This is a genomic window from Bacillus proteolyticus (assembly GCF_001884065.1).
GTDB lineage: Bacteria > Bacillota > Bacilli > Bacillales > Bacillaceae_G > Bacillus_A > Bacillus_A proteolyticus.
Map to the genome: position 1 here is coordinate 1 of NZ_MACH01000115.1, position 16,736 is coordinate 16,736.

Sequence of the window (16,736 nt, forward strand, 5' to 3'; positions counted from 1 at the left end):
GTAAAGCGCTTGGCTGCTTGTTTATCTCTTGATTTACTTAGATAAAAATCAATTGTATACCCTTCTGAATCGACTGCACGGTATTAGTACATCCATTGAGCTTTTACTTTGATATATGTTTCATCGACTTTCCATGAGTCATTTGTTGATTTAAGATGATGTCGTACTTTCTCTTCTAATTGAGATCCATATTGATGAACCCAGCGCATAATCGTTGTATGAGCAACAGATAAGCCCCGTTCCGCCATCATTTCCACCAAATCACGAAAGCTCAAGTTGTACCGTAGGTACCATCTTACTGTTTGCAAAATATTATCATGATGATAATGCTTCCACTTGAATAAATTTCGCTTTCCATACTGATCACTCACCTTTTTTAGAGTAATAGTATCAGTATGTCCAAGATTTAGAGATTATTTGCAATTATCTTGAAGTTTTGGCATCAGAGCCTTACATCTTATGTCCCCACTGGTCAAAGTGATAATCTTTACCGTCGATTTTAAACCAACCGTCTGAATAAAGTGAACCATCTTCTCTAGCACAATACCAAAGGTATCCGTATGCAAGAGGCCAAGGTCTATATCCACCACCAACTTGGAACCACCCTGTTTTAGCTGCCCCTTTCTCATCGAAGTAATAATATTTATTATCGATAGTTTGCCATCCTGTTTGTGCTACGCCGTTATTGTCAAAATGGTATATCTTACCATCGATTTTTTCAAATCCTGCGCGATTAACTGATCCATCTTCATGAAAATAATATTTTTTTCCGTCAATGTTTTCATAAGCATTGAACGTGTAATTGCGACCATTTGTGAAATAGTATCTTTTACCGTCTATCATTTTCCAGCCGGTATAGAAAACTCCATCTTCTAAACTATAATATTCTAGTAGGTTCTCACTTTTGTTGAGCCCTGTTTTATAAAGCGAACCGTCATGCTTAAATGATAATATTTTGTTGTCCAACCCAACATTAACAACGCTGTTTATCACTTTTCCATTTAGATCAGTAACTCTTTCAAGTACACCTTTGTCGGAAACGTGAATAATTTTATTTTGATCTTCTAAGCGTATTTCCTTTTTATTTACATTGTAATTTTGGAAGTAATAAATTTTACCATCTACTTCTTTTAGACCTTCTTTAACGATTGCTCCAGAAGCATCGGCATAGGAATCTCCATCCCAGGTTGATCGTTGTAAAACACCATCATCATTAAAGTAGTAGTATTTATTCTCAATCTGTGAATCACTTCCATTTCCAGCAACCATGTAGCCATAAGGCGCTGAGAAATAATAAGTCTTCCCCTTAATTTCTTGCCAGCCTGTCAAAATGACTCCTTCAGCATCTGTAAAGGAATACCCATCACCTCGGTTTATCCAACTGTTCTTTATCACGTTTCCAGAGGAATCTTTTGCAATCCATTTAGTAGAATCTTTTTCATCAGCTACAGCCTGTACTTTATCATACTTCTGTCTCTCATTTTCTTTACCCAGATACCACTCTATTAACCAATTGTTAATTTCATTGTTGCTTTTATCAGAGAAACGAATTTCAGATTTGAAACTCCAATCAGTACCAAATTGAGAAATATATTGATTACCAGCCAAACTTACCCCATTTTTGTTATTCAAACGGAACTGAAATTTACCATCGTTAGAATTTCCTATCTGAACAAGTTCAAACACTTCATCATCGCCAAGCGAATCGGAATATTGAAGTCCGTTTCCTTCTTTTCCTGAAAGATATTTTGAACCTGTTTTTACGATTACTTTATTCGTTCCTTTTTTATAAGGGATAATTTGATAAGGTTTACCATCATTTAGTTTAATGAATGGCAGTTCCATAGATGTCTCTAGGACGTTAGTACGCTCCGCCAATACATCAGATAATCGATCATAAAAATCTGCACGAGCTTTAGGGTCATTATTAACATAGTTGTCAAGGACATCTTTAGATACTGGCTTTGAAGTCAATGTTATCAATTGTTTTTGCTTATCTGATAATTTATTTGCTATCTGATCAAATAGATAATCTGAATTTCTAGCAATCACCGTCCAATCGCCAAAGGAGTCGCCGGAATATTTTTTGTAAAGTGGACCAAGAAATCTTGGGTTTTTACCAGATGCTTTTTCTACAAATGCATGTTGGCCTTGATTTATCACAACTCCGGTCTTTCCTTCGTCTAATTGTGCTTGTGTAATGTAAAGAAGATCGTGTTCTGAGACATTTGCTCCATTAGGGTTTAGATCTATAATTGCACCTGCTTCAGTAATTTTAAGCTGCTGCCCAGATCTTAGTTGATGAATTTCAATTCTTCCATTTGGATAGCGTACTTTAACCGGTTTAAGAAAATTCGAATCACCTTGTGTATGATACATGGAAATATTAAATTCCCCAGATGTAAAATTAGGAGCCTGGTAAGTTTCGTTTTCTGCATATACATCAATGTGAGTGCCTGGGTCTGGATTCTCTGGGGTTATTCCAAGTGCTTCATAAGTGTCTGCTACAGCACCTAATACAGTAATAGTTATATCTAATACCGCACCTACCCCTGCGCTAGCCTTATTTTCTGCAATCGGTGCCATAGAAAAAAGAATTCCTAATGCCGCTGTAGCAGGAATTATCTTCTTTCCAATTCCATTTTTTTTAAATTTCTTTTTCATTCCGTTCTCCTCTCTTGGTGAAATTAATCACTTTTGAATCATCTAAAATTAATGTTCTGAAGTTCATCTTAGCTTAGATACCTTTCGAATTTCTTGCATAAGTGTTACAAAAGTCTTTCATTGATTTTAATTTGTAATAAGGAAAGTATTAAATATTAATGTGAGGAGATCAAAATACATATTCAGAAAATAAGTATTAACAAGTGTTAAAATGGTTACAGCGTGTTGAAAATGGAAGACATGTACATATTGCTTAAATAAAGGAGCAGCAAAATATAATGTTGCTTGAGATGCATTTTTAATTAATTAGGAGAAATTCTTGATTGTTCTTATGAGGATCAATTACATAGAGCAAGTGGTTTACAACTTCTGATTTTAGCTATTATATTATGGAATATATATCACAGCGGTTGATGCTTTGCATGCAAAAGGAGTGGATATTCACGAAGAATATGTACAACATATATCTCCATTTGGATGGGAACATGTTACGTTAACAGGTGATGATGTTTGGAACTTAAACCCAAAAACAAATTTCAATAATTTAACGAATTTACCGAAAGAATTCTCCTTCCTCAAGCGTGTGAAGGGCGATAGCCCAACGGTAGGTGGGGGTTTGGCATACCCAAAAACTTTTGATAAACTAGCTATATGAAGTTCTTTGATAACTTGATATATGAGGTTGCAGGAAGAAGATAGAGTGCGAAAACCAAGCCATTCGGTTCCTGCGTAAAATATCAACCGTACCAAGAGAGCGTCCAAGCGTTGGACATCTAGGGGTGGAACACCCCGAAGTAACGCTCAGGGAGACGAAAGGTTACTTTCGTCGTGGAACTGAGAAGCTCCCACTTCAAGCTTTACTAAGTGGCGAATAGTTCACGACCATTACGAGATAAAAAGTCTATAAAAAATCGGTAAAATAAATAACCAGTTCCTTAACGTACAGGGAACCGGTTAAAATGTGTCCAAACGTACAATTTTCTTTTTTTGATAAGGTGACCTCATGCCCATCAAGTTAATATTTTTGCACCAGAACCATAAAAAGCACCTTCAATATTTGAAGGTGCTTTTTAACGCCTTTCTAAATTTACGACCAAAAGAAAGAACCATACCTGCAAGAACCATCAATACACCCATTGCTGCACTGTTATTTGTACTTGCACCCGTTTTTGGAAGCTCTTTATATGTATCTTCTTTTTTATCAGTAGTACTATTGTTTGAGATATTACTGTTACCAGTATCAGAGGCATTGCTGTTGTTAGTACCAGTACTGCCATTATCAGAACCGTTATCGTTGCCTGAACCATTATTTCTGTTATTAGAACCGTTACCATTGTCCTTATCTTTCACAACTACTTTTTGTATTGTAGTTACCTTATTACCTGCGGAATCTTTGACACTATATATTACTTCATAAGTACCGGCTTTAGATGTATCTACAGTTCCTTCATGCGTTACTTTAGAAGTAAGGTCACCACCTTCTTTATCAGTAGCTGATACTCCTGCCATTGAGGCGAATTGATTACCCTCAATAATTGTTGTTTCAGCAGGTACTTTTAGTACTGGTTTTTCATCTTTAACTTCTTCTCCAGCTTTAACCGTTACTGTTTGTTTCGCAGTTACTTCATGACCTTTAGTGTCTGTAACTGTGTAAGTTAATACGTAAGTACCGGCCTTAGATGTATCTACCTTACCATCAACTGTTACTTTAGAAGTAAGGTCACCGTCTTCTTTATTAGTAGCTGATACTCTTGCCATTGGGTCGAATGAATCTCCTACATTAATTGTTGCCCCAACAGGCACTGTTAATTTAGGTTCCATATCTGGAGTTTCTCCATTTTCCTCTACAATTACAGTCTGTGTAGCCGTTGCATTAACCCCTTGGGAATCGACAACCGAGTACTCCACAATGTAGTTACCTGGTTTAGAAGTATCTACATCGCCTTTATGTTTTACTCTATTTGTTAAATCACCATCTTCTTTATCAACAGCTTTTACGCCTCTCATCGGGTCGAACGTATCACCTACATGTAGTGTAGTTGTAAACGGTACAGTTAACTCCGGCGCTTGTTTTTCCACAGCTTTTTCTTTTTCTTTTTCTTCCACTGTTACCTTAATTTTTGCTGCATCAAAAGCTTTTTGGACTGCTTGAGCTTCAGCCGAGTTCGCGCCATATTTATTTGTTGCAACTCGAAGGCATGCTGATCTCAATTCAAAGAAATCAGAAGTCATGTTTAGTTCATCAGTGTTTGCATAATAAAAAATATCAAACATTTTATCCTCGCCAATACCTTTTACAGTTACACCGTTATGAGTGCCACCTTTTGCAATTAAATATGCAACTTTATTAATAATACTTGAGTTGAAATGAACGCCTCCATCATCCTCTCCATTTAAATTAGTATATTTACTATAATCATCTGGATATGGTACTCCATTTGAATAATTGATTGAAGATGGATTTTTCATATCACGTAAAACTAATCCAGTTTGTTCTCCTATTGTCCAGTTAAAATTCCCATTGTTTATATATTTCTCAATAGCCGTCCCCATAATATCCGATAACGCCTCGTTAATCGCACCAGATTCTCCGGAATATTCAAGATTGGATTCGCTAGATGTAACCGCATGTGTAAATTCATGTCCCGCTACGTCAAATGCCTTCACCATAGGATCTCCATATACGAGCATACTACTATTATTAATATTAGCACTTAATGCATTTTTCCAATTTTTTGGATCGTTCGTATCCTCAGAATCCCAAGCGTGTACAACTGAAACTACTTTTTGTCCCTTATTATCAAAACTATTACGCTTGTATTTATCTTTATAAAAATCAAATACTTTTGTCGCTAAGTAATGGGCACTTACCGCTTTTGGATCATTAAATGTTGTTGAAGTGCTAGTTGCTAGTGTGCCAGGATAATAGCTTTCCTCTTTAGTAATATCCCTGTAATTCACATCATATGTTTCAATTCCTTGCCCCCTTGAATAATCAGCAAGTGCATATTCACCATTACTTTGTTTAGAAATACCAAATGTACGAGATATACCGAAAGCATCGTTTCCTGTTCCAGTTAATGATGCAAGATTACTTTTTCTACTTTCCTCTAAGGCATCAACAAGCTTCTCACTTGCTTTTAAATCTGATTCTTGTACCATATTTTTTAACATTTCACCATTATGAGCATTCACTAAATAAGTTCCAGATACATATTTTGGTGTTACTGCAGCAAATGTAACCTGGTATGCATTACTGGCTTGTCCATTATTTTCATCAACAAAAATAACTTCCTTTACTTCTGGCTCAGAAATAAACTTGATATCATTCCCGTACTTCGTATAAATATATTGTTTCGCTTTTTCTTGTGATAGATTAATAGGAATCTTTAAATCTTCTTGTTTTAAATTTTGCGCACTATCCCCTGAAACACTTTTAATAACACCCTTTTTATCTACGTGTGCAGTCAATTGATACCCATATACTTCTTTGCCTTCATATGTTTGTTGCATACGCACAAGTGTAGTCCCATCATACGAACCGCGTTTTTGAAGAACCTTATAATCTACTCCCATTTCTCCATTCACTTGTTTTGGAGACAAAGCTTGCTCTGTCTTTTCCTTAAGGGCATCTTTTACTACACTCTCTGGTGCCTTTTGTGATGGTTGTGTAAGTTCACCTGTACGGAACGAATCCTCCTGAATTTGAACTTGTAATTGATCTGTTTCCTCTGCATGACCTACTCCATATGGTATTACAGCTGTTAAAGCTAATCCTGTTGTTAATGCAACTGTAGCTGTTCTTTTTTTATTTTTCATGGTATTTACCCCGTATAATTTTCTGAAGTATTAAATCTATAAAATTATACTGTCTATTCCTATTGAAATAAAGAGAAAAATGAAGAAATTATAGTCGATGGACATGGGGTCACCATACAAAAAAAGAAAATTGTACGTTTGAACACATTTTGGACACAAAATAACCGGTACCTTGTACGTTAAGGAACCGGTTATTAATGTTACGAATCTTTTACTAAATTTAGTAATAATGAACTTAATTTATTTACATTGACATACTTGGTAAAAACTTCGCTATTAATACAAGAATTGCCGCAAAGAATACCGCTTTAATAATGAATAGAATAATAATTGGAATCAATGCTTTCACTTTACTTAATCCAGCTGTAATATGTAATCCAAGCCAAATTAAGACTAAATTCCATACATAGAATATTTCAATTGTATTACCAATTCCATATGCAAATGTACCTTTCGTAAATAATAACCCTAAACTCGTATATTGGCTCATTCCACTACCAAAGATTAGACCTAAACTTGAATTAATAAGTCCACCAATAATAAGGACAATATTTGTATAAGCTACAATATTCAATAAGGTTTTATAAGGCGTATCATTACCAAAGAACATCATAAACATTTTATAAATAGCTGCTATGAATAGTGTTCCAACCATCGCACTAGCAAAGCTTGTTCCAATTCCAGAAATAACTTCTGATGTAAGTGAACTTTGTCCAGCCATTTCACCTAATTCTTTTTTCATTTTAAGCATCTCAGGTGAGGTATACATAACATACGCATTTAAACCACCTAGAAGCCCTTGTAACAATGCTACTAAGAGGAACATCCCCCAAACTTTCTCGTTTGTTTTCATTCTTTCAAATTGTACTCCAGGAGATGTAATCATTCCAAATAATGATGGCTTTTTCGCACCTACATCTTGTGTATTAATATTCGCTTTCATTATAACGCCTCCTTCTATTTACATATTCCTTTTAAAGGATGGTAAAAACAATTAACTCAAACAATATGTATGTGTAATAGAGATATTTATCTTTACTACACTAGTAAACTATTCGTAGCGGAGTGCTTCAATTGGATCTAATTTTGCAGCTTTATTCGCTGGAATTAATCCGAAAATAATACCAAGTGTCATTGAGAATAATACGCCTCCGACAACAACTTCCCACGAAACGAGCGGTGGCCATTTTGCGAATGCGGAGACAATATATGCTCCGCCATATCCAAGACCAATTCCAATTAAACCACCTAGAAGCGTTAACATAACGGCTTCAATTAAAAACTGTAATAAAATTTTATTACGCGTTGCTCCAAGCGCTTTACGTATCCCAATTTCGCGCGTACGCTCCGTTACAGATACGAGCATAATGTTCATAACGCCAATACCACCAACGACTAATGAAATACCTGCGATACCACCGATGATCATTGTCATAATATTCGTGACTTTAGAAACGCCCTCTTGGAACTCTTTTAAGTTCACTAATTCATATTTACCTGGAATTTCACTCGGCTTACGACTATTTAATATTTCAACAGCTTTTTTTCCTGCTGATTCTAAATTGTCTACATTTTTAGCTTGAATTGCGATACTTTGAATTTCATCTGTTCCGTATAAAACAGGCCATAAAGTGAGAGGAATCAGTATTTCCTCAGTTTCAAATCCCATAAATTCATTATCTGATTTATAGACACCGATAATTTGCACCGGCTGTCCTTTCATTTCAATAATTTTCCCTATTGGATTTTCATCTTTAAATAACGTCTCTTCTGCCTTCATACTAATCATCACAACGTTATTCCCTTGCGAAATATCTGATTCATTTAATGAACGGCCTTTGACCATTTTCACTTTATTTACTTGAAAATATTCACTATCTAGTCCAATAACATTAATCATTGCTTTTTTATCGTTTATATCAAGTGTTTCCATCGTACTATTCGTCGTAATAACATGGGCAACATCTTTTACCTGTTTCACTTCAAGAATATCTTCTTCCGTTAATTTTGGTACTTCATGCCCACCCATAGCAAACTCATCATTAATATCCGGCTTAAACTGAATTGGCATAAGATTATTACCAGAACCAGCGATTTTCGACTTCAGCATCGCTTCCCCGCCCTGCCCAATCGCAACGACAGTAATAATAGAACCTACACCGATAATAATACCGAGCATCGTCAAAGCTGAACGCAGTTTATGAGCTAAAATAGAAGATAGGGCAATTTTTATACTATCTAGTAAACTCATACCGCACACCTTCTATCTTCAGTAATTTTCCCATCTCGCAGTACAATGCGGCGAGATGAATAAGCTGCTACCTCTTCCTCATGCGTAACCATAACGATTGTCGTTCCTTCTGCATTAAGCTTCGTGAAAATATCCATAACTTGTTCACCAGACTTCGTATCAAGCGCACCCGTCGGCTCATCGGCCATAATGAACGTTGGATTATTCGCAATCGCTCTCGCAATTGCTACACGCTGTTTCTGTCCACCTGATAACTCACTAGGTAAATGATGCACTCTATCTGCTAACCCTACTTTGTCCAGTGCTTCCAAAGCACGCTTACGGCGCTCAGCTTTCTTCACCCCACCATATACGAGCGGAAGTTCAACATTTTCCACCGCTGAAAGACGGGGCAGTAAATTAAAATGCTGGAACACAAAGCCGATATATTCATTACGAATTAAAGCTAGCTTTGACTCATCTGCTGTTAAGATATTCACATCATTCAGCATATATTTTCCTTCTGTTGGGCGATCTAAACAGCCGATAATATTCATAAGCGTTGATTTACCGGAACCAGACGGTCCCATAATTGAAACAAACTCACCACTCTGAATCGTTAAACTAATACCATGTAAAATCGGTACTGCCAATTTTCCTTGATAATACGTTTTAGCAATATTATTTAACGTAATCATTTCTCTTTCACTTCCATTCCGTCATACACGTTGTCGGAAGGATTTTTAACCACCTTTTGCCCCACTGCTGCGCCTTCAACAATCTCTGTCCAGTCTCCATCAGTAGCGCCTTTTTTCACATTTTGTTTATGAAGCTTCCCTTTCTCCTCAATATAAACAAATGCATCATCGCCTTTTTCTACAATGCTCTTACTTGGAACAGCAATCATCGTCTTATTTTCTAAATTTACTTGTAAAGAAACGTGATAACCTGGAGATAAACCATCTTGGCTATCAAGACTCGCCTTATATGTATATTGAGACATATTTTGAGTTCCCTCACCGGTTGCTTGAGCCATCTCTGCACTCGTTGGGAATTCACTTACTTCTGTAATTTTACCTGTCCACTTCTTCTTATTATTTGCTTTCGCAGTTACAGTAAACATTTGGTCTTTTTGAATTTGTGACTTTTGAAGCTCTGTTAAAGTCCCTTGAACTTGGAACGGATCTTTAGAAGCAACTTGTAAGAATGCTTTCCCTTGGCCACCTAAAGCTTGAGATGAACTTTGCGCTGCATCTTTATCTAACTTTTGTACAACACCTGTAAAATTACTATAAATCGTAAGTTCTTTCTGTTTTTTACTTAACTCTTCTTTTTGTAACTTTCCTTTTTCTTTTTCAAGATCAGTTGTTTTTTGTGTCATTTCTAATTCGCTTACTTGCTCTTCCATTGGGTCTGTTACTTCTTTCCCAGCTCCACTATCTTTTGCCTTCTTAATTTCGTTCTTCAATGAATCAATTTTCTTTTTCCCTTGATCATAACGCATATCAGCCATCTTCTGATCAAGCTCAGCTTGTTTCACCTGTAAATTAATTTCTTCATTATCATAAGAGAATAATTTCGTTCCCTTTTCTACCTCTTGTCCTTCTTTCACTGCAATATCTTTCACTTTTCCTTTAGTTGGATCCGCATAGAAGCTTTCAATATTCCCTGGCTTCACCTGACCCGAAATTAACTTCGTATTATTTAGCTTACGCTCTGTCACTTTCTCAAAACTTACAGCATCCGTCTTCGTTGTATCTTTCTTCTTACCTTGCATAACAAAAATATTAACCGCCGCAACGATAACAATTAGTACAATAACCCCGACAATAATCCATTTTTTTTTCTTATTTGGAGTACGAACTGTATTTGGTAACATAATCTTTCCCCTTTCAAAATTAAATATTACTAAACATATAGTAATTAAATAATATAACACGAAAAATACTCATAACCAATATGTAATATTGCATATAATTAGATTAAAAGATTTTTATAAGAATTAATATTTAGTTAAATGAAGAAAGAAATTGTAGGAAAATTTAGTTCTGGTGCAAAAACTCTAAAACTTTTGCAAATAATCTCTTAAACTTGGACATACTGATAGTATTACTATTACTCTAGAAAAAGGTGTGTGATCGATATGGAAAAGGAAAATTTGTTCAAATGGAAGCATTATCGGCCGGAACTATTCTTATTAACAGTAAGGTGGTACCTACGGTACAATTTGAGCTTCCGTAACCTGGTGGAAATGATGGAGGAACGAGGCTTATTCATGGCTCACACAACGATTATGCGATGGGTTCATTAATATGGACCTCAATTAGAAGAGAAAGTACGATATCACCTTAAATCAACAAATGATTCATGGAGAGTCGATGAAACTTATATTAAAGTGAAAGGGCAATGGATGTATTTATATCGTGCTGTTGATTCAGAAGGGAATACCATTGATTTTTATCTAAGTAAATCAAGAGATAAACAAGCAGCCAAGTGCTTTTTCAAGAAAGCCCTGGCTTTTTCGTACATTTCGAAACCTCGTGTGATAACAGTAGATAAAAACCCTGCCTATTCTGTAGCGATTCAAGCGTTGAAAGAAGAGAAACATATGCCCGAAGGCATAAATATAAGGCAAGTTAGATATCTTAATAATATAGTGGAATAAGATCATCGTTTTATTAAAAAACGTGTGCGTTTTATGTTGGGGTTTAAGTCATTTAAAACTGCAACTTCTATATTGAGTGGTGTTGAAGCCATATATATGATAAAAAAGGGACAGATTGATTTACCGAATCAGTCTGTCCAAAATCAAAAAGAGTTCATCTACCAAGTGTTTGGACTTATAGCATAAAATACGATTTCACTAGGAATCTACTATTATCCGCGTTTTTCTTCATATATTTGCACCAGAACCGAAAAAGAATCCCTTATGATGTCTGGGATTCTTTTTCTTGTTTAAAATTTTATCAGACAAATGATCTTCACATCGATTTATTTTAATATAGAGATAATTGTATGATAATTTTTATAAATAATTGCGGAGTAATAAACTTACATAAATGCTTTTAAAAGTTCTTGAACTAATGGAATTGCCCCACCTATGAATTTTAAAACTGCCATTGCGATTTCCATAATCATTTCCTCCTCTTTTGTTGATGCTAAGATGTTATTTATCTTTATGCTTTTATTATAGTAAGCACTTATATTTTTATCGATATGTTTTAATATACAATATTACATATATAAGACAACGAAGTATCACATTTACGTATTAAGAATATGTATTGGAAATTAAGTGTTCCCTCAAACAAAAAAGAACTTGTGGTTCTTCTACAAGTTCTTTTTTGATAGTACTAATGTTAACGGTTAAACAATTTAAACAGGTACTAAGACCAAATCCATTGATCATCATTATTTTGATTTGAAGTTTTCGATTCTTGAATTTTTTCGATGCTGTTTTCTATGTTCCAATTTATAGAACTTCCGCCCCATTGTGCAAATTCCATATTATTTACTTTAACTTTGTCACCGACATTGAGTTTTTGTCCCTGTGTTAAGTAAACTTCTAGAATTTCATCTCCACCGTTGATTTTAGGATATTTAACAAGTACATAATCTATAGGCACATTTACGTATTCATCAATTTTTCCTTTTTTACTAACTTCTCCTATTACATAATCAGGTCGACCATTTTCTTTTAAATGCATTCCTGGTGTTAATGATTTATTTTCAATAGAATTTGCAATCATATATTCAGTAAAATTGCGCATCATTGTACCAGTAACTTTTACTTGATCTCCTATTTTTACATTTGGTATAGAATCAAAATTGATACTGATAGGATCTGTATATTGTTTTGATTCTACAAAAATAACATTATTACTAATCTCAACTACGTGACCTTCAATTGTTGATATATTTGATTCAATAGAAGCTGCACTAGCTTTTGTTACTTCTATGCCTGGTAAATTTGTTCCTGCAAGTGCTGCTACTCCTAATGCACCAGCTAAAACGATTTTTTTTATACCCATTTTATAACATCTCCATTCATGTTTTAATTTTAATATTAACCTTACTGTAACTATTATAGTTACACCGATAACAATTATCAACTATGGATTGTATGCAATCTTACATATTTGAAAAACAGAACATTAAAATTTAGTGTTTTAAGAACGAGTGTAAACAAATATTCAATACTTTTGAGAAAGGTAAAAAGAGTCCTATTAATTTAGGGCTCTTTTTCGTTTTGGGGTAATTCTAAATTCTTAAGTTGATGGGCATAGGGTAGCATCACATCGCTATCAAGATAAGAAAAGCAAATACCCCCAAACGAGAAGATTGACATGTCCAGATGAAAATGTACAATTTTTTGTTTAGGGGGCGTTATAAAGTTTTTAAGTTGATATGAGGTATCACCAAGTGAACTACTCGCCACTTAGCAAATCTTAAAGTGGGAGCTTCTCAGTTCCACGACGAAAGTAACCTTTCGTCTCCCTGAGCGTTACTTCGGGGTGTTCCACCCCTAGATGTCCAACGCTTGGACGCTCTTTTGGTACGGTTGATATTTTACACAGGAACCGAATGGCTTGGTTTTCGCACTCTATTTTCTTCCTGCAACCTCATATATCAAGTTATCAAAGAACTTCATATAGCTAGTTTATCAAAAGTTTTTGGCTATGCCAAACCGAAATTCATCTCCCACCTACCGTTGGGCTATCGCCCTTCACACGCTTGAGGAAGGAGAATTCTTTCGGTAAATTCGTTAAATTTTTACGAGCAGTAATACGCCCTTATAATGATGATATAATAAACCACTCAACTTCATTTTCTTTTTATTGATGGGATTGCGCATTTGAAATTGCATTATATAAAAACTGTGCATACTGTTCACGTGTTACGTTCATATCCGGAGCAAATTTCCCTTCTCCAACTCCTACTGCAATATGGTTCGATTGCACGGCACTAATCGCATCTTTTGCCCATGAATTTGCTGGAACATCGTTGAAATTATGTGGCGCCTTTACATCTAATCTAAATGCTTTCTTAATAACTTGTGCCATTTCTGCACGTGTTAATGTAGCTTTCGGTCTAAAGTCTCCTTGATCATCCCCTTGGAAAAATCCTAGCTTAGTTAAAGCCAATATTTCCTCAGGAAACATTGTTGAATTTCCATCGATATCTCTGTATGGATTTTCATATTTATCTTGTTTTTCTATATGCAAAGTACGGTAAATTAATGCAGCTACTTGTTCACGTGTTACATTATCACCCATACCAAATATCCCATTTCCATAACCTGCAATAATTCCTTTATTCGCTAAATCATGAATTGCATGAAATGCCCAGTGTTCTTGTGGGACATCCTTAAATATAGTTCTATTTACTCCTGCATCGATGTGTAAATCATTTTTTATTACATCCCAAAGTGGATTATCTTGACGTTTTGGTTGCCCCTCTTCATCCCATTTTATTTTTTCTGTTCCTAATTCATAATTCATTCCTGTCCAAGTATCTTCACGGAATGCATAGAATGATTTATGCCATCCTTTCTGATTGAATATAGAAATTAAGTCTTGCATGTATTGAGGTGCTCCAGGAACGGTACGATTAATTCCAAATTCCTCAGCAATGATTCGATTAGATGGTACATGATTTTCCTGAGACCAATTTTGCACAGGCTGTAAGAATGTATTTAATCCATCTTTATCCCACATCATAGGTGTTTCTAAATCTCCTACTTTTACAATTCCAGGATATTGATACTCTTTATTTTGATTTTCACGTTGACTTGTTAATTGATATGGCTCATACATATGAAATGCATACAATGTCTTATTATCTTTAACTGGTTTAAGATATTTAAAAGCCCAAGGTGTGGCATATAGACCTGAATCTAAAATAATAGGTGTTTCTTTATCTACTTCACGAATTGAAGTAACAACTTTTTGATAAAATTCATTTAAATCAGCTGGGGTTCCCTTCACTTTCGAATACCATTTCTCATAATCTTCCGTCCAAAAATCATTATATCTATTTTTCTTAGATGTTTCTGGATGTGGTTCATTGATAATGTTGTAACCAACCACAGCTGGATGATCTTTCAATTCAAACGCAAGGTCCTTCCAAAATTGGCTTGCTTGTTCTTGATATTTCTCTTCTTCCCAAATTCTATCATCATTCTGATTATTGTTAAATTGACGCCAACGATCACCAGGTAATGAAAGCATTGTAAGTACAACTTTAATCCCTTGTGATTGTGCAGCATCTAAATCTGCTTTCAATTTTGCTACATCCTCTTCCACCAATCTTTGATAATTATCTGCATTACCGATAAGAAAATCTTTTCCTGATGTATCTGGTTTGTCTTCAAATAAGAAATCCTTATCTTTTGCCCATTTATCAGGTGCTAAACGAACATATTCAATATGAGCTTCCTTTGCACTTTTGTAGTTCTCAGGTAATGAAGTGCTATTCATAAAATTAGTACCTGTTCTTTTAGAATTCCAAAAATCCATTTTGGAACCTGCACTTTTGTATGTCTCAGCTTTCACATTCATTTCTTGTATCCCTAAGCTCATCATGCCTATTAATGCGACTATCGGTATGATTTTTTTCATAACTTCTCCCTCTTTCCATGTCAGTTTCTTATTATAAAATAAATCACTTATGTTACAGGAAAGTGACAATTTCAAAAAAATTAATTTATCAGCATTGGCAGGTAAAGAGGGAGCAGACACAAAAACAGGCTGTGGAGAAAGTCTTCTTCACAGCCTGAGAACAAGTTATATATCCAAATATGACTTGTTCCTTTCACTATTTAGTTTTTATCGTTTGTTATAGTTGATATAACTAGGGTCATTATAAACCCACTGATTCGTTTCAATTCTTAGCCAACCATTCTTTTCTTCATATACTGTAACTTTTTCATCTTTACTTGCCTTTCTAACAATAGAGTAGTTTGTACCTGCTCCACTCCGAACATTTACCCCAATACCATTTATTTGAGCTGTTCCAATTGTATTTTGAACACTACCGGTTTCAATTACTTGAAGCATGTTTAGAATGAATGATGCTGTTTCACCACGAGTTGTTGTTCCTTTAGGGTCATATTGATTGTCACCCTTACCTTTTACAATACCTAGTCCATACAATCTTTGTACGTCTTCTTTATAGATAATTTTGTCTTTGTCTGAGAATGGTAAGTTTGCAACTGGCCCCCATAGACCTTTATACTGTAAAGCCTTGTTTACAATAATTGCTGATTCTTCTCTTGTAATAGATGTGTTTGGGTCAAAATAACCGTCACCTCTACCTGCAATGATACCTGCACTTGCAGTGCGTTTAATACCATCTCGTAAAGTTGAGTTTGCATCGTTTAGGTCTTTAAATGAAGTATCTCCAGCGGGCAAGTTTAGAGATTTAGAGATTAATTGAGCAAATTCGGCTCTTGTTACCGCTCTATTAGGTGCGAAAACACCGTTTCCTTCCCCTGCCATAATACCCCTTCTATTTAGCTCTCGAATAGCCGGCTCATACCAACCTCCTGTAATGTCGTCTTTTGGTTGATAAAGATTATTATAATATCCTCCAGCACCATTTACGAATGCATCCCATTGTCCATTATTAATCATGTTAGCAGGACAATTTTTACCGCTCCACCTTTGATGTTTTACGATGTTATTTAACGGTACACCAGTTTCTTTCATTAAATAAGCTACAAGTTTCTTAGCGTTATCTACTGCTTTACTGTAGTTACCATCGCTGTTAACCGCGATTTCAATTGCAATAGACTCTCTATTACCCGGGCCATTACCGTCTCCTGCGTGCCACCCGTTTTCGTTTAATGGTAAGTGTTGATAAATCTCTTTATCGTCCACTGTAAAGTGCCATGATGCAGCTCGGTCTGTGTTCCCTACTGCTTGGTTATATAGGTATTGAGCGTGGTTCCTAGCACCTGCTCCTACACTTGTATTATCAGTCTCATGAATTGTAATGTACTTTGGACTCATGTAGTTTTGAG

At 35.3% G+C, this 16,736-nt stretch carries 9 protein-coding genes and 3 pseudogenes; 2 read left to right on the forward strand and 10 right to left on the reverse strand.

The features are described 5' to 3' along the window. Positions 1-371, reverse strand: a pseudogene (locus BAQ49_RS19435) (IS6 family transposase); the annotation flags it as partial. Between the two features lie 79 nt (positions 372-450). Beyond that, the gene (locus tag BAQ49_RS19440; protein ID WP_071746699.1) at positions 451-2,664 is read right to left on the reverse strand and encodes an N-acetylmuramoyl-L-alanine amidase family protein; all 2,214 of its coding nucleotides are present in this window, start codon (positions 2,662-2,664) and stop codon (positions 451-453) included. Between the two features lie 206 nt (positions 2,665-2,870). Between BAQ49_RS19440 and BAQ49_RS34155 the strand changes: the two are divergent. Then, a pseudogene (locus BAQ49_RS34155) lies at positions 2,871-3,244 on the forward strand (Tn3 family transposase); the annotation flags it as partial. Between the two features lie 470 nt (positions 3,245-3,714). Here BAQ49_RS34155 and BAQ49_RS19455 read toward each other — a convergent pair. The 5 genes from BAQ49_RS19455 to BAQ49_RS19475 all read right to left on the reverse strand — a co-directional run bounded on the left by BAQ49_RS19455 (position 3,715) and on the right by BAQ49_RS19475 (position 10,592). Further along, entirely contained in the window at positions 3,715-6,483 is a 2,769-nt protein-coding gene (locus tag BAQ49_RS19455) for a M4 family metallopeptidase (protein ID WP_071746700.1), read from the reverse strand. Positions 6,484-6,727: 244 nt separating this feature from the next. Continuing rightward, positions 6,728-7,426 carry a YknW family membrane protein gene (yknW, locus tag BAQ49_RS19460; protein WP_071746701.1) on the reverse strand — a complete coding sequence of 233 codons (699 nt, stop codon included), beginning with the start codon at positions 7,424-7,426 and terminating at the stop codon, positions 6,728-6,730. Positions 7,427-7,534: 108 nt separating this feature from the next. Continuing rightward, the gene (locus BAQ49_RS19465; protein WP_071746702.1) at positions 7,535-8,734 is read right to left on the reverse strand and encodes an ABC transporter permease; all 1,200 of its coding nucleotides are present in this window, start codon (positions 8,732-8,734) and stop codon (positions 7,535-7,537) included. Further along, complete coding sequence (locus BAQ49_RS19470) at positions 8,731-9,411, reverse strand: ABC transporter ATP-binding protein (protein ID WP_000631631.1); 681 nt, start codon at positions 9,409-9,411, stop codon at positions 8,731-8,733. The genes BAQ49_RS19465 and BAQ49_RS19470 overlap by 4 nt, the downstream gene beginning before the upstream one ends. Beyond that, the gene (locus BAQ49_RS19475; protein ID WP_071746703.1) at positions 9,408-10,592 is read right to left on the reverse strand and encodes an efflux RND transporter periplasmic adaptor subunit; all 1,185 of its coding nucleotides are present in this window, start codon (positions 10,590-10,592) and stop codon (positions 9,408-9,410) included. The genes BAQ49_RS19470 and BAQ49_RS19475 overlap by 4 nt, the downstream gene beginning before the upstream one ends. Positions 10,593-10,856: 264 nt before the next feature. Between BAQ49_RS19475 and BAQ49_RS19480 the strand changes: the two are divergent. After that, positions 10,857-11,564 (forward strand): annotated as a pseudogene (locus BAQ49_RS19480) (IS6 family transposase). A gap of 535 nt (positions 11,565-12,099) precedes the next feature. On the opposite strand, the gene BAQ49_RS19495 reads toward BAQ49_RS19480, so the two are convergent. The 3 genes from BAQ49_RS19495 to BAQ49_RS19525 form a co-directional block, all read right to left on the reverse strand. Beyond that, positions 12,100-12,744, reverse strand: a complete 645-nt coding sequence (locus BAQ49_RS19495; protein ID WP_071746704.1) for an ATP F0F1 synthase subunit alpha — start codon at positions 12,742-12,744, stop codon at positions 12,100-12,102. Between the two features lie 804 nt (positions 12,745-13,548). Continuing rightward, complete coding sequence (locus BAQ49_RS19520; RefSeq protein WP_084667517.1) at positions 13,549-15,333, reverse strand: S-layer homology domain-containing protein; 1,785 nt, start codon at positions 15,331-15,333, stop codon at positions 13,549-13,551. 207 nt (positions 15,334-15,540) lie between these two features. After that, positions 15,541-16,736: S-layer homology domain-containing protein (locus BAQ49_RS19525; protein ID WP_071746705.1), on the reverse strand; the 1,196-nt coding region annotated here is incomplete at its 5' end.

Excerpts from the sequence above, each read along its gene's own strand:
- yknW (WP_071746701.1), bottom strand. The coding sequence starts at position 7,426 with ATGAAAGCGAATATTAATACACAAGATGTAGGTGCGAAAAAGCCATCA.
- BAQ49_RS19440 (WP_071746699.1), bottom strand. The coding sequence starts at position 2,664 with ATGAAAAAGAAATTTAAAAAAAATGGAATTGGAAAGAAGATAATTCCT.
- BAQ49_RS19495 (WP_071746704.1), bottom strand. The coding sequence starts at position 12,744 with ATGGGTATAAAAAAAATCGTTTTAGCTGGTGCATTAGGAGTAGCAGCA.
- BAQ49_RS19470 (WP_000631631.1), bottom strand. The coding sequence starts at position 9,411 with ATGATTACGTTAAATAATATTGCTAAAACGTATTATCAAGGAAAATTG.
- BAQ49_RS19475 (WP_071746703.1), bottom strand. The coding sequence starts at position 10,592 with ATGTTACCAAATACAGTTCGTACTCCAAATAAGAAAAAAAAATGGATT.
- BAQ49_RS19520 (WP_084667517.1), bottom strand. The coding sequence starts at position 15,333 with ATGAAAAAAATCATACCGATAGTCGCATTAATAGGCATGATGAGCTTA.
- BAQ49_RS19465 (WP_071746702.1), bottom strand. The coding sequence starts at position 8,734 with ATGAGTTTACTAGATAGTATAAAAATTGCCCTATCTTCTATTTTAGCT.
- BAQ49_RS19455 (WP_071746700.1), bottom strand. The coding sequence starts at position 6,483 with ATGAAAAATAAAAAAAGAACAGCTACAGTTGCATTAACAACAGGATTA.